We start from the raw sequence: 12453 nt of genomic DNA, 5'->3' as shown, positions 1-12453 counted from the left end.
ACAGCGGGGATGAATGCGATCGCGCCTTGCCTTCCGAGCCGTCAGCGCAGGAGATCGAGCCGCGACAGCGTGAGCCGACACTGCCTACACAACTGCTCATTCCTGCCGCCGCGATAATAGCTCAACGCGATCACGGCCCCGTAGAGCGCCCAGGCCTTCGCGCGAAGCCAATCACTGTCGCTCAACTCCAGGACATCTCTGAACGTGCTCCTGGCCGAGGGCTCTAACCAGGACCATGCCGCAGCATAGTCTGTCGCCGGATCCCCGACCGCCGACAGACCCCAGTCGATGACACCGGCCAGGTTTCCGTCAACCGCGATCAGATTGTCCGCCTTGAGGTCGCCATGCAACCAGACGCCGGCAGCGTCATGTGTCAGGGACGCGGCATCTTCCCAGATTGCGAGGGCGGCGGCGGTGTCGATCTCGTCCGACACCGTCTCGATTGCCGCAACGGTCCGGGCGGTCATATCCGCGAGCGGAACCCCGCGCGAATTGTTGGATGGGCCTGCGACAGGTGCGCCGTCGGTCGCCACGCCGTGGAGGGCTTCGAGGAAACCCGCCAGGGCGATGGCGGCCCGATCCGTATCAGTGATCGCTTCAGGCGTGGCCGTGTCCCCGTGGATCCAGTCGAATATGCCGAATTCCCGATCGATCTCGGGGGCGACATGGCCGCGATATCGCAAAGTCGGGATCTTCAAGGGGAGGCCATCGAGATGCGCAAGCCAGTCGAGCTCTTTCGATAAGAGTGCGACCGCGCTTCGATGCCGTGGGATCCGCAGAACCAGCTCGCTGCCGATCCGGAACATCGCATTATCGGTGCCCGAGGAATCGACGCGCTGCAGGGGCAGGGCCGCCCATTGCGGCGCATGCTGCGTCAAGAGCGCGCGGATCATGGCATCGTTCATGGTGAGATCGTCAGGATGCATCACAGTCTCCGATCAAGATGCTTCTACGACACCCATAAGACAATGATACTTCTCCACACCCGGGCTCGACAGTCTGATTCCGGCGGCGCGTGACGCTCGGGGCAAACTGATCCTGCGCAGGTTTTCGCAACGACATGCCAACATGGGTATCTTTACCTTTCGCTAACCATGTTGCCGCAAGGTTGAGCCTGATCCGTTCCAACCGATCCGCGAGCCGGAGACTGGCCCCATGTTCCGACGCATTTTCATCCGCGCGCTCGCTGCGGGCCTGCTGAGCGCCAGCGCCGCGCCCGTATTCGCATCCGCCTTCGATTTCGTGCCGGCCCCGCAGACCGACCTCAACCGCGTCTACCGCATCGACAAGGTGACCGGCGCGGTCTCGTCGTGTCAGTACGGGCTGAAGGAAGGCACTGTCGGGATCACCCTGTGCTTCGGGCCGGGCGAGGGCGCGAAGGCGCAGGATCCGGGTGATTATGGTCTGATCGCCTCGCGCCATGAGCGCGAGGGCGGCGTGTTTCGCGTGAACTATCGCACCGGCGAGATGAGCGTCTGTTACGTTTTCGAGGAGCAGGTCGTCTGCACCCCACCCGAAACGGTCACGGCGACGGTCGCGGAAGGCGAGGGCGACACGCCGCAGGTGACGGGCTCCACCAGCGACTGATTCGGGGCGTCACACCAATCCGGCCCTTGCACCGCAAGCCATTTCGTTCGATACCGGGGCCGTGATCCGGATCAGCGAAGGGGCGACGCGCAGTGAGTGGGGATGATCTGAAACGAATGGCGGCGGCGCGTGCCGTCGAAGCCGTCACCGATGGCATGCGTCTGGGACTTGGCACGGGCTCGACGGCGCACCATTTCGTCGCACTTCTCGGCGAGAAGGTGCGTGGCGGCCTCAAGGTCACCGGCGTTCCCACCTCCGAAGCGACGCGTGCCCAGGCGCTGGCCGAGGGCATCCCGCTCACCACCCTCGACGAGACGCCGGGGCTCGATCTCACCGTGGACGGTGCCGACGAGCTGGACGCAACCCTGCGCCTGATCAAGGGCGGTGGTGGTGCCTTGTTGCGCGAGAAAATCGTTGCGGCGGCCTCCACGCGCATGATCGTGATCGCCGATGCGAGCAAAAAGGTGGAAACCCTCGGCCGCTTTGCACTTCCCATCGAGGTCAATCCGTTCGGGCTGGAAGCGACGCGCCGCGCCGTGGCACATGTGCTGGAAACACACGGCTTGCCGACGACGCTGCGCCTTAGAACCGCCGCAAAAGACAAGGCATTCGTCACCGATGGTGGGCACTTCATCCTCGACGCGGAACTCGGTGCGATCGATGCGCCCGAGGCTCTGGCCGAGGCGCTCGTCGCGGTGCCAGGTGTCGTTGAACACGGCCTGTTCATCGGGCTGGCCACCGGGGCAATTCTCGCCGGCGATGACGGGGTCGTCGAATACGGCACGATCTGATATGCCCGCTTCGAGAAGAACCGCGCCGCCAGCGCTCCAGTTTGCCGCCAGCGCGGCCATGCATGCGAGAGAGACTGCCAATGAAACGTCCTTCATCCGCCCTTGCCGTTTTCGGCCTCGTCTTTGCGCTCGCTTTCGGCGCATTCGCCGGCGCGGCCAATGCCCAGGAAGAGGTCAGCGAGAGCCATCTGCAGGCTGCGCGTGATCTCGTCACCAATGCCGGGCTGACCGATTCCTTCGACGGGATGGTGCCACGCGTCACGAACTCCGTGGCCGGGCGCTTCGTCAATCGCGGCATGCCCAGCGACATGATCCGCGAGGTGATCGACGACCTTCAGCCCGAGCTCGATCTGCAGCGGCGTGTCATCCTGAACCGGGCCGCGCGGATCATGGCGAATCGCTTCACCGAAGAAGAGATCGGCGAGATCAACGCGTTCTTCGAGACCCCGGCCGGGGCGAAGTTCGTCGATCAGCAGCCGGGCTTCGTCGATGACGTCCTCACGACCACCGGTGAGTGGACCGAGGAGCTCGTGGAATATGTCGAAGTGCGCATGCAGGCGGAGCTGTCGCGCCGTGGCGCCGAGAGCGCTGCGGAAGAAGAAACGTCCGGTGCGACCGAGTAATGCGTCCCGTTGACGATTGCGGCAGATGATGTGAGCGAGAGCCGAGAAAGCAGGCAGGATGAGCGATTTCGACGTTGATCTCTTCGTGATCGGAGCCGGTTCGGGCGGAGTGCGTGCGGCGCGCATCGCAGCCGGCTACGGCGCCCGCGTCATGATCGCGGAGGAGTACCGCGTCGGCGGCACCTGCGTGATCCGCGGCTGCGTCCCCAAGAAGCTGATGGTGATCGCCTCGCGCTTCTCCGATGATTTCACCGACGCCGCCGGTTTCGGCTGGAATGTCGGTGAGAGCAGCTTCGACTGGTCGGCCCTGATCGCCGCCAAGAACCGCGAGATCGATCGCCTGGAGGGGGCCTATCGCGCCAATCTGGATCGGGCCGGTGTGGAACTTGTCGAGAGCCGCGCCGAGATCGTCGATGCGCAGACCGTGCGTCTTCTGGCAACCGGCGAGACCCTGCGCGCGAAGCGTATTCTCGTCGCAGTCGGCGCTGCGCCCGCCATGCAGCCCGCCATTCCGGGGATGGAGCATACCATCACCTCGAACGAGGTCTTCGATCTGCCGCAGCAGCCGGAGCGGGTCCTGGTCATCGGAGCGGGTTATATCGCGGTGGAATTCGCCGGGATATTCGCCGGGCTCGGCTCGAAGACGACGCTCGTCCACCGTGGCGACAAGCTTTTGCGTGGTTTCGACGACGATCTGCGCACCCGCCTCGGTGAGGCTTACGCAGCACGCGGGATCGAGGTGAAATATTCCACGACGCCGCTGCGGATCGAGAAGCAGGAAGACGGCACGCGTGTCGTCAGCTTTTCCGATGGGAGCGCGGGGCATTATGATCAGGTGCTTCTCGCCACGGGTCGCGTGCCGGCAACGAAAGGGCTCGGCCTCGAGAATGCCGGTGTGCTGTGCGATGAGCTCGGCGCGATCGTGGTGGATGCCTATTCGCGCAGCGAGATTCCGTCGATCTATGCGATCGGCGATGTGACGAATCGCGCCAATCTGACCCCGGTCGCGATCCGCGAGGGTCATGCCTTCGCCGATACCGAATTCGGTGGCAAGGATGCGCATGTCGATCACAGCCTGATCCCCACCGCCGTCTTTTCGACGCCGGAAATCGGCACGGTCGGCCTGACCGAGACTGCCGCGCGCCTGCGTTTCGAGAGGGTCGCGGTCTACCAGGCGGCGTTCCGGGCCATGCGCGCGACGCTTTCGGGTCGGGAAGAGCGCGTCTTCATGAAGATCATCGTGGATGCCGAGACAGACAAGGTGCTCGGCGTGCATCTGCTTGGCCCGGATTCGGGCGAGATGATCCAGCTCGCCGGTGTCGCCGTGACCATGGGCGCGACGAAGGCCGATTTCGACCGTACCATCGCAGTGCATCCCAGCGCCGCCGAGGAGCTCGTCACAATGCGCGAACCGTATGCCGTCTATGACGGCAGCAAGGCGGGGGTGCTATGACGCGCCCGCTCAGATCTCGCCATGGGCCTCCGTCTCGGTAAAATGCGGTGCATATGAACCGGTCGAGCGGCTCGATTCAGTCTCGAACAGCATGATCGGCTCGGCCTCTACCATGATGGCGCTGCCGGTATTCGCCTGCTCCAGCGTGTAACCGAGCCCGTTGGCCGTGAGCGCAATGCCGCCGGCGAGGACCAGCACGACCGCAGCACGGCAGGTAAGGCAGAAGCGTAACGGTTCCTCGCTCATACGGCGTTTCCCGAATTCGAGCCGCTTTGACGGGCGTGACGCGAATCAGCCGCACGTCTTCATTGCAATGTTCGGCTCCGTGTCCGGCGCGGGCGTGACAAAAAGTTGTCGAAATCGTGATTGCGATACGCGCCTGGGGCGAAGGCGGGTATCCATGCGCCTGCAGCTTGGAAAATGCCCCGATGGCGTTCGCGCGCAAAGGCACTATGCTCCACAGCGAGTCATTGCTTCGTCTGCTGGGAGTCCGTCATGCAACAACGCCGCCTCGGTCGTTCCGATCTCGTCGTCACGCCTCTTTGTTTCGGCGGCAACGTCTTCGGCTGGACCGCCGATCGCGCGACTTCGTTGCGCCTGCTGGACGCCTTCCTCGATGCAGGCTGCAATTTCGTCGATACGGCCGACGGCTATTCGCGCTGGGTGGAGGGGCATCAGGGCGGTGAATCGGAGACGATCCTCGGCGAATGGTTCGCCGCCCGCGGCAACCGTGACAAGGTCGTGCTGGCCACCAAGATCGGCTGCGACATGGGCCCCGGGCGCCAGGGGCTCTCACGGGAGCGGATCATCAGCGGCGTCGAGGATTCGCTGCGCCGGTTGCGCACCGATTACATCGATCTCTACCAGACCCATTTCGACGATGAGAACACCCCCGTTGCCGAGACGCTGGAGGCCTATCACTCACTGGTCAAGGCAGGGAAGGTGCGGGTGATCGGCGCCTCGAACATGCGCAGCGAACGCCTGCAGGAATCGCTCACGACGTCGCATGAGCAGGGGTTGCCGCGTTACGAGACGCTGCAGCCGGAATACAATCTTTGCGAACGCCAGACTTTCGAAAGCACCTTCGCGCCGCTCTGCGCCAAGGAACAGATCGGCGTGATCCCGTATTTCTCCCTCGCCGCCGGCTTCCTTACCGGGAAATACCGCTCCGAATCCGATCTCGCAGGGCGGGCGCGGGCGGCGCGGGCCGGGCGCTACGTCAATGAACGCGGCTTTCGCATTCTCGACGCGGTCGACAGCGTCGCGGCGGATCTGGACATCAAACCCGCGCAGGTCGCGCTGGCATGGCTGATGGCGCGCCCCACCGTCGCCGCGCCGATCGCGAGTGCCACCAGCCTTGATCAGCTGGCGCAACTCGTCGGTGCGCTCTCCGTCAAGCTTCCCTCGGAGGTGATGGTGAAGCTCGACGCGGCGAGCGCCTGAGGCGCCGCCGGTCGCTTCGGTCAGCTCAGAGCCAACCCTGCAATTCGCGCCGCACGATGTGTTCGATCACGCGCATGCCCTCGGTGCTGTCATTGAGGCAGGGCAGATAGGCGAATTGCTCGCCGCCGTGCTCCATGAAGATCTCGCGGTTCTCGCCGTCGAGCTCTTCGAGCGTCTCCAGGCAATCGGCGGAGAAGCCGGGGGCGACGAGGGCGATCTTCTTCACGCCGCTCTCGGCGAGCCCCTTCACCGTCTCGTCGGTATAGGGCTGCAGCCACTCCTCGGGCCCGAAACGCGACTGGAAGGTCAGCTTCCAGCGATCCGCCGACCAGCCCATGCGCTCACGCAACAGGCGCGAGGTCTTGGCGCATTGGCAATGATAGGGGTCGCCCTTCATCAGATAGGATTTCGGCACCCCGTGGAACGAGGTGAGGATCACGTCGGGCTCGAAATCGAGCTTGGCGAGCGACGCCTGCATCGAATCGGCGAGCGCGTCGATATAGACCGGATCGTCGTGATAGGGCGGCGCCACGCGCACGCTCGGCTGCCAGCGCATCTGCATCAGTGCCTCAAAGGCCTTGTCGCAGGCGGTGGCGGAGGTCGCAGCGGAATATTGCGGGTAGAGCGGCACCAGCAGGATCCGGTCGCAGCCCTCGGCGAGGAGCTTCTCGAGCGCGTCCTTTACCGGGGGCTTGCCGTAGCGCATGGCCCAGTCGACGCTGATGCGATCGCCGAATTCGTCCCTGAGTGCAGCCATCGTCTGCTCGGCCTGGGCGCGGGTGATGGTCTTGAGCGGGCCTTCGTTCTTCTCGTGATTCCAGATCGTATCGTAGTCGCGACCCTTCTTCTTGGGGCGCGTCTGCAGGATGATCAGATTGAGGATCGGCCACCAGAGCCAGCGCGAGGTCTCGATCACACGCTGGTCGGAGAGGAATTCCTTCAGATAGGCGCGCATCGACCAGTAATCCGTCGCCTCGGGCGTGCCGAGATTCATCAGGAGAACACCGACTCGTCCGGCCTTCACCGGCGGATGATCCTCCGGCAGGCGGATGGCGCGGTACTCCGCTTCGCGCGCGGGGTCAACGGCGAGGGCGGCGGGTTTGACGGCTTGATTCATGATGCTCTTCTTCGGTTCTGCAATCGCTCTGGGCACGGTTTCCGGGCGCTGCGCGAGAGATAGGGCTTTTGTGGCTGTCTGGAAAGCATCGCGACTGGAAAAGGCCCGGCTCGGGCATTCCGGCAGGCATGCCGGTTCGGCGGCATGGCTCCAGAATAAGGTTTTTCTATATTATAAATATGTATACATCATTAGAAATTATATTTGATATATATAGTTAATAATGTTATTTGTGCACGCGATTTTCCGTGTAAGGAGTTTTCAAATATGATTGCAGGTCTTTCCAATCCGGTTTCGAACCTCCAGACCAATCCTGTTGCGCAGCCCAAGACGGCTGCCACGGATCAGGCCTTCGCCAGCGCGCTGCAGGGCGTCGGAGGCGTCAAGTCCGACGGCCCGGCTGTGCCGGTGAGTCTCGTGGGGACGTTGCTTCCGGAGATGCGTGCGGGTGACTTCGAACAGGTCATGCTCGCTGTGCGCCGCGATGACCCGTCGGCGCTGAACTCACGGGTTCAGGAGTACGCGTTTGATGTGGTGAAAACCCTGCAGGAAGCTGGTATTCCTGTCGACAACAGCGGCAACGCCTATCTGCGCGAGGATGACCGCACGCTTGCCGTTCTTGCCGGGATCATCGCGGGTTATCCGTTCGCGCCGAACGAGGGTGGCGGCTTTCCGACTTATCATCCCCCCACTGATATCGGTCCGCGCCTGAAGGAACATTTCAGCCCCGCATTCGTCGATCGCATGCTGGAGGGCGCAGCGAATTACAGAGATCCGACGCGTCGCGACAACGCGATCTGACCGACGCGCTTCTATGCCGGGGTTGCTTCATCCCGTCGCAGCCGGCAGCGTCTCGATCGCTGTCGGTTGTGCTGTTTCGGGGGCATTGCGATGATCGGTGGGGTCATCCTGGCTATGCGGGGCAATGCACTATCCGCTTGCGCGCCCAGCGCGGCGCCCACCATCTTGCACCGCACGGCCAAACCGTGAGACCTTCCGGCGAAACATCCGGAGGGACGCATGAAGGCGATCGTCATTGAAAAGACTGAAGCCGGCACCAGCACGGCTTTGAAAGATTTTCCACAGAGCGAATTGATGGAGGGCGACGTCACCGTACGCGTCAGCCATTCCACGCTCAATTACAAGGACGGCCTCGCCGTGACCGGCAAGGCGCCGGTGGTGCGCCGGTTCCCGATGATCGCGGGGATCGATTTCGCCGGGATCGTCGAGCAATCCGACCATCCCGAATTCAAGCCGGGTGACGCGGTCATCCTCAACGGCTGGGGGCTCGGCGAGACGCATCTGGGCGGCTATGCCGAGATGGCGCGGGTCAAGGGCGACTGGCTGGTGCGCCTGCCCGAGGGCATGACCCCGGCCCAGGCCATGGCGATCGGCACTGCCGGCTATACGGCGATGCTGTGCGTGATGGCGCTCGAACAGCACGGGCTCACGCCGGATCAGGGTCCGGTCGTGGTGACCGGTGCCGCCGGCGGCGTCGGCTCGGTGGCCATCGCGCTGCTGGCCAGGGCCGGCTGGGAGGTGATCGCCTCGACGGGCCGGGTGAGTGAAGCGGATTATCTGAAAGGCCTCGGCGCGACGAGCGTCATCGATCGCGAGGAGCTTTCGCAGAAGCCGCGCCCGCTCGGCAAGGAGCGCTGGATCGCGGGCGTCGATTCAGTGGGCTCGACAACGCTCGCGAACGTGCTCTCGATGACGCGCTATGGCGGGGCCGTCGCCGCTTGCGGGCTCGCGGGCGGCATGGATCTGCCGTCGAGCGTCGCCCCGTTCATCCTGCGCGGTGTCGCGCTTCTGGGTGTCGATTCGGTGATGTGCCCGATCGCGCGCCGCCGCGCGGCCTGGACGCGGCTCGCGCATGATCTCGATGCCGGCGCGCTCGAAGCGATGGCGACGACGATCGGCCTCGACGAGGTCATCGACCGCGCCCCCGACATTGTCGCCGGCAAGATCCGCGGGCGGGTCATCGTCACGATCTGAGGCTGTTGACAGCCGGTGCCGGATCCGCGCGCGGGGATGTATCGCGCGCGCGGACGGCTTATGCTGAGACCTTGCGAATCGGGCGTCATGGGCGCCCGGTCCCGTCATTCGTCGAGACCGCCACAGCATGAGCGTCATCCGCCGCCTCGATCCCGTCCTGATCGACCGCATCGCCGCCGGCGAAGTTGTGGAGCGCCCGGCTTCGGCGGTGAAGGAACTCGTCGAGAACGCCATCGATGCCGGCGCGCGCAGCATTGCGGTCGAGATCGGCGATGGCGGGCGGCGCCTGATCCGCGTCACCGATGACGGGCGCGGCATGGACGCGGGCGATCTCGTGCTCGCAGTAGAGCGCCACGCCACCTCCAAACTGCCCGAGGGCAACCTCTCCGATATCCGCACGCTCGGCTTTCGCGGCGAGGCGCTGCCCTCGATCGCGGCAGTGAGCCGGCTCAGCATCACCACCCGCCGCGCCGATGCGCCAAGCGGGCTGATGCTTCAGGTTGATGCCGGCACACGCGGCGAGCCGCGCCCGGCTTCCGCTATGCCCGGCACGCGGATCGAGGTGGCAGATCTGTTCATGGCCACGCCGGCGCGGCTCAAATTCCTCAAGAGCGATCGCGCCGAGGCGCAGGCGGTGGCGGAGGTGGTCCGCCGCCTCGCCGTGGCGCATCCGCAGATACGCTTCTCACTCACCGGCGAGCATCTGACCGATTTCACCTGGCCGGCGGAGGAGGGGGATCGCGACGGCAACGGGAACGGCCTGACGCGCCGCCTCGGGCGGGTGCTGGGGCGCGATTTCCCCGACAATGCCATTGCCGTCGATGCCGCACGCGAGGGATTTGCGCTCGCTGGGATGATCGGCCTGCCGACCTATCATCGCGGCAATGGCGCGCAGATCCATTTCGTCGTCAATGGCCGCCCGGTGCGCGACAAGCTGCTGCTTTCGGCGGTGCGTGGCGGTTATGCGGATGTGATGGCCTCTGATCGCCATCCCGTGCTGGCTTTGTTCATCACCTGCGATCCCGCCATCGTCGACGTCAATGTCCATCCGGCCAAGACCGAGGTCCGCTTCCGCGAACCGGGGCTGATCCGCTCCCTCATCGTCTCCGCAATTCGCGATGCGCTCGCCCGCGCCGGTCATCGCGCGGCGACGACAGGCGGGACGGAGATGCTCGGGGCGATGCGGGCGCATGTTGGAGGATACGGCGGCGGATACGGCGGATACGGCGCGCGCGGCTTCACCCCGCCGCCGCGACCATCGCGCGACGCCGCGCTCGCCGATAGCTGGCAGGCGCCGCATGAAGGCTTTCAGGGATATGAGGCGGGCGGCTTCGCCGAGGCCGGGCAGGCGGCTTTCGAGGCCTTCGCCCCGGGGGCGGATGGTCGGCAGGTGGATGTCGTCGGGTCGAATCCCGAAGCCGGGGAGCGCGCCGGGGAGGATGCCGGGGAGCCCGCCCGCGAGGCCTATCCGCTCGGCGCCGCGCGCGCCCAGCTGCACGAGACCTATATCGTCTCGCAGACCCGCGACGGCATCGTCATCGTCGACCAGCATGCCGCGCATGAGCGGCTCGTTTATGAACGGCTCAAGCGCGAGCGGGCGCAAAGCGGCATCGCGCGGCAGATCCTGCTCATCCCCGAGATCGTCGAGCTTGATCCGCTGGATGCCGCACGTCTGGGCGATGCGGGGGAGGCGCTGGCCCAGCTCGGCCTCGTGCTCGAACCATTCGGGCCGGATGCGGTTGCGCTGCGCGAGGTGCCCGCCGCGCTCGCCGAGGGCGATCTCGCGGCGCTTGTGCGCGACGTTGCCGATGCGCTGGCCGAGACCGGCGAGGCGGCGCCGCTGACGCGCCGGCTCGATGCGGTGCTTTCGCGCATCTCATGCCACGGCTCGATCCGCGCCGGGCGCCGTCTGCGCCCGCAGGAGATGGATGCGCTCCTGCGGGAAATGGAGGCGACGCCGCTCTCCGGCCAGTGCAACCACGGCCGCCCCACCTATGTCGCGCTCAAACGCAGCGATATCGAGCGCCTGTTCGGGCGGCGGTGATCAGGCGCCGGCGGTTCCGTTCGCCTCCTCCTCATCCGGATAAAACCCGCCGCATTCGCGCTCCCATCCGAGCATCAGCGCCGGCATGTCCGGCGTGTCGAGCTCGCGCGCGCACCAATCGGCATGCAGATTGTCGATGATCTCCTGCGGGTTTTCGCCATAGGCATATTCCGGATCATATTCGTAATCCCCATAGCCATAGGTCATCGGCACCATGCCGTGGCCGATCAGGACGGTGAGCAGGTAGAGCTTGGCCTCGACGAGCTCTTGGCCTTCGAATCCGAAGTTTGTTGCGAGATCATGGTTTAGATGATGGATATCATTGGGAAATCCGCCTTCCCAGTCTCCAATTTTCATACGTATATACTCCCTGAAATTCATGGAATCGTCGTAGATCATTTTTGTCATTTTGCCGAAAGTGACCATTTTTACAGCGTGATGCCGAATGAGTGCATGCTGCACGTCAGAATATTCCGGAAAGAGTTGGTTCTTCTGCATGAATTCGAAGCCCTTCCAGTCAATGCGACTTTGGAAATGTACTTTATGGATTCTTCCAGATGCACCTCCTGGCCAGCCTATATCGAGCGTCAGGCCATTGCTTCCCCGGCTGTAGCGCACATTCACCGAGACGCCGTCCGGCCTGATATAGACCTCGCCCCGGCCCATCGGCGCTTCGATCCGGCGCGCGCCGCGTGTCAACTGCGCCAGAAGCTGTGTGAACTGGCTGCGATTGACGGTCCTGATATTCGCATCGCGTGTGCCATGGACGTGGCCAACCGGCCTGCCCAACGGGTAGAGGATATGGTTGATGTTCTGCTCCCGCAAGAAGACCGGGCGCAGTTCCTGGAGGCGTTGCAAAGCCTGGTCGCCGCGATATTGCTGGTCGCGGATGGCGCCCGGAAGTCCCTGCGAGATCGACGGGTTCGGGCGCCAGTTCGGGTCATATTTGCGGACCAGATCCGTCAGCATGTTCGCGCGCCGCGCGCTGCTGTGATAGGCGATGTATTCCTGACGCGTGACCTCGATCCGCCTTCCCTGATGCATGACGATCTGGTTTCGCGGCGCCGTGCCACGATTCTGCGGATTGTTCCGGCGCGGCGTGCGACTCACACGCTCCACACGCGCCCCGCCGCCACCACCGCCGGATGTCCATTGTCCGCCATCGGGAGACCCCGCCGGAACGCGCGGCTGCGTGCGCCAGTGTTTGGGGAGTAACGGATCGGCGGTCGCGTCGTTTGCGTGGTCCGGCCCGGTTTCGCGCAGACTCGCCGTCAACCGCGAGAGGGCAAGGCGCGCCGTGATTCCGGCGATCTCGGATTTCAGGCGCAAGCCCGCCCAGTGGTGAGCATCAGAGGTCGTATCTCGGCTCATATCATGTCCTTTGCATGCATTGCTCGGGA

The 12453-nt window shown here is 64.4% G+C and carries 12 protein-coding genes; 8 read left to right on the top strand and 4 right to left on the bottom strand.

Features of this window, described 5'->3' with window-relative positions; genetic code table 11:
- Nucleotides 1-41: 41 nt before the first annotated feature.
- Nucleotides 42-893, bottom strand: coding sequence for an aminoglycoside phosphotransferase family protein (locus GA0071312_RS15775; protein ID WP_165604059.1), 852 nt, complete (start codon nucleotides 891-893; stop codon nucleotides 42-44).
- 262 nt (nucleotides 894-1155) lie between these two features.
- Between GA0071312_RS15775 and GA0071312_RS15770 the strand changes: the two genes are divergently transcribed.
- From GA0071312_RS15770 to gor, 4 genes are all read left to right on the top strand, one after another.
- Nucleotides 1156-1587: a hypothetical protein gene (locus GA0071312_RS15770; protein WP_074445740.1), complete on the top strand. Its 432-nt coding sequence runs from the start codon at nucleotides 1156-1158 to the stop codon at nucleotides 1585-1587.
- 92 nt (nucleotides 1588-1679) lie between these two features.
- Nucleotides 1680-2378 (top strand): ribose-5-phosphate isomerase RpiA, encoded by a 699-nt coding sequence (gene rpiA / locus GA0071312_RS15765; protein WP_074445739.1) that lies wholly within the window; start codon nucleotides 1680-1682, stop codon nucleotides 2376-2378.
- Between the two features lie 80 nt (nucleotides 2379-2458).
- The gene (locus GA0071312_RS15760; protein WP_074445738.1) at nucleotides 2459-3001 is read left to right on the top strand and encodes a DUF2059 domain-containing protein; all 543 of its coding nucleotides are present in this window, start codon (nucleotides 2459-2461) and stop codon (nucleotides 2999-3001) included.
- A gap of 58 nt (nucleotides 3002-3059) precedes the next feature.
- Nucleotides 3060-4454: a glutathione-disulfide reductase gene (gene gor, locus GA0071312_RS15755; RefSeq protein ID WP_074445737.1), complete on the top strand. Its 1395-nt coding sequence runs from the start codon at nucleotides 3060-3062 to the stop codon at nucleotides 4452-4454.
- A gap of 9 nt (nucleotides 4455-4463) precedes the next feature.
- Here the strand turns inward: gor and GA0071312_RS15750 are convergent, their stop codons facing one another.
- Complete coding sequence (locus tag GA0071312_RS15750; protein WP_074445736.1) at nucleotides 4464-4700, bottom strand: hypothetical protein; 237 nt, start codon at nucleotides 4698-4700, stop codon at nucleotides 4464-4466.
- Between the two features lie 249 nt (nucleotides 4701-4949).
- Between GA0071312_RS15750 and GA0071312_RS15745 the strand changes: the two genes are divergently transcribed.
- The gene (locus GA0071312_RS15745) at nucleotides 4950-5897 is read left to right on the top strand and encodes an aldo/keto reductase (RefSeq protein ID WP_074445735.1); all 948 of its coding nucleotides are present in this window, start codon (nucleotides 4950-4952) and stop codon (nucleotides 5895-5897) included.
- A 25-nt stretch (nucleotides 5898-5922) separates the two neighbouring features.
- On the opposite strand, the gene hemH is transcribed toward GA0071312_RS15745, so the two are convergent.
- Complete coding sequence (gene hemH, locus GA0071312_RS15740) at nucleotides 5923-7014, bottom strand: ferrochelatase (RefSeq protein WP_074445734.1); 1092 nt, start codon at nucleotides 7012-7014, stop codon at nucleotides 5923-5925.
- Nucleotides 7015-7218: 204 nt separating this feature from the next.
- On the opposite strand from hemH, the gene GA0071312_RS15735 reads away from it, so the two are divergent.
- From GA0071312_RS15735 to mutL, 3 genes are all read left to right on the top strand, one after another.
- Nucleotides 7219-7815 carry a hypothetical protein gene (locus GA0071312_RS15735; RefSeq protein ID WP_131817837.1) on the top strand — a complete coding sequence of 199 codons (597 nt, stop codon included), beginning with the start codon at nucleotides 7219-7221 and terminating at the stop codon, nucleotides 7813-7815.
- A gap of 219 nt (nucleotides 7816-8034) precedes the next feature.
- A complete protein-coding gene (gene acuI, locus GA0071312_RS15730; protein ID WP_074445732.1) occupies nucleotides 8035-9009 on the top strand; it encodes an acrylyl-CoA reductase (NADPH) in 975 nt (324 codons plus the stop codon).
- A 127-nt stretch (nucleotides 9010-9136) separates the two neighbouring features.
- Nucleotides 9137-11053, top strand: a complete 1917-nt coding sequence (mutL, locus tag GA0071312_RS15725; protein ID WP_074445731.1) for a DNA mismatch repair endonuclease MutL — start codon at nucleotides 9137-9139, stop codon at nucleotides 11051-11053.
- On the opposite strand, the gene GA0071312_RS15720 is transcribed toward mutL, so the two are convergent.
- A complete protein-coding gene (locus GA0071312_RS15720; protein WP_131817836.1) occupies nucleotides 11054-12022 on the bottom strand; it encodes a hypothetical protein in 969 nt (322 codons plus the stop codon). It lies immediately after the preceding gene.
- Nucleotides 12023-12453 lie beyond the last annotated feature (431 nt).

This window comes from Saliniramus fredricksonii (assembly GCF_900094735.1).
Taxonomy (GTDB): Bacteria; Pseudomonadota; Alphaproteobacteria; order Rhizobiales; family Beijerinckiaceae; genus Saliniramus; species Saliniramus fredricksonii.
Note: the sequence above shows the minus strand (reverse complement) of the source record. Positions and strands in the feature narration are given on the sequence as shown.

What these genes read in the sequence shown, in the direction of transcription:
- GA0071312_RS15720 (WP_131817836.1), bottom strand. Translation starts at nt 12,022, where the DNA reads ATGCTGACGGATCTGGTCCGCAAATATGACCCGAACTGGCGCCCGAAC.
- GA0071312_RS15745 (WP_074445735.1), top strand. Translation starts at nt 4,950, where the DNA reads ATGCAACAACGCCGCCTCGGTCGTTCCGATCTCGTCGTCACGCCTCTT.
- mutL (WP_074445731.1), top strand. Translation starts at nt 9,137, where the DNA reads ATGAGCGTCATCCGCCGCCTCGATCCCGTCCTGATCGACCGCATCGCC.
- acuI (WP_074445732.1), top strand. Translation starts at nt 8,035, where the DNA reads ATGAAGGCGATCGTCATTGAAAAGACTGAAGCCGGCACCAGCACGGCT.
- GA0071312_RS15770 (WP_074445740.1), top strand. Translation starts at nt 1,156, where the DNA reads ATGTTCCGACGCATTTTCATCCGCGCGCTCGCTGCGGGCCTGCTGAGC.
- GA0071312_RS15760 (WP_074445738.1), top strand. Translation starts at nt 2,459, where the DNA reads ATGAAACGTCCTTCATCCGCCCTTGCCGTTTTCGGCCTCGTCTTTGCG.
- GA0071312_RS15775 (WP_165604059.1), bottom strand. Translation starts at nt 893, where the DNA reads ATGATCCGCGCGCTCTTGACGCAGCATGCGCCGCAATGGGCGGCCCTG.
- GA0071312_RS15750 (WP_074445736.1), bottom strand. Translation starts at nt 4,700, where the DNA reads ATGAGCGAGGAACCGTTACGCTTCTGCCTTACCTGCCGTGCTGCGGTC.
- hemH (WP_074445734.1), bottom strand. Translation starts at nt 7,014, where the DNA reads ATGAATCAAGCCGTCAAACCCGCCGCCCTCGCCGTTGACCCCGCGCGC.
- gor (WP_074445737.1), top strand. Translation starts at nt 3,060, where the DNA reads ATGAGCGATTTCGACGTTGATCTCTTCGTGATCGGAGCCGGTTCGGGC.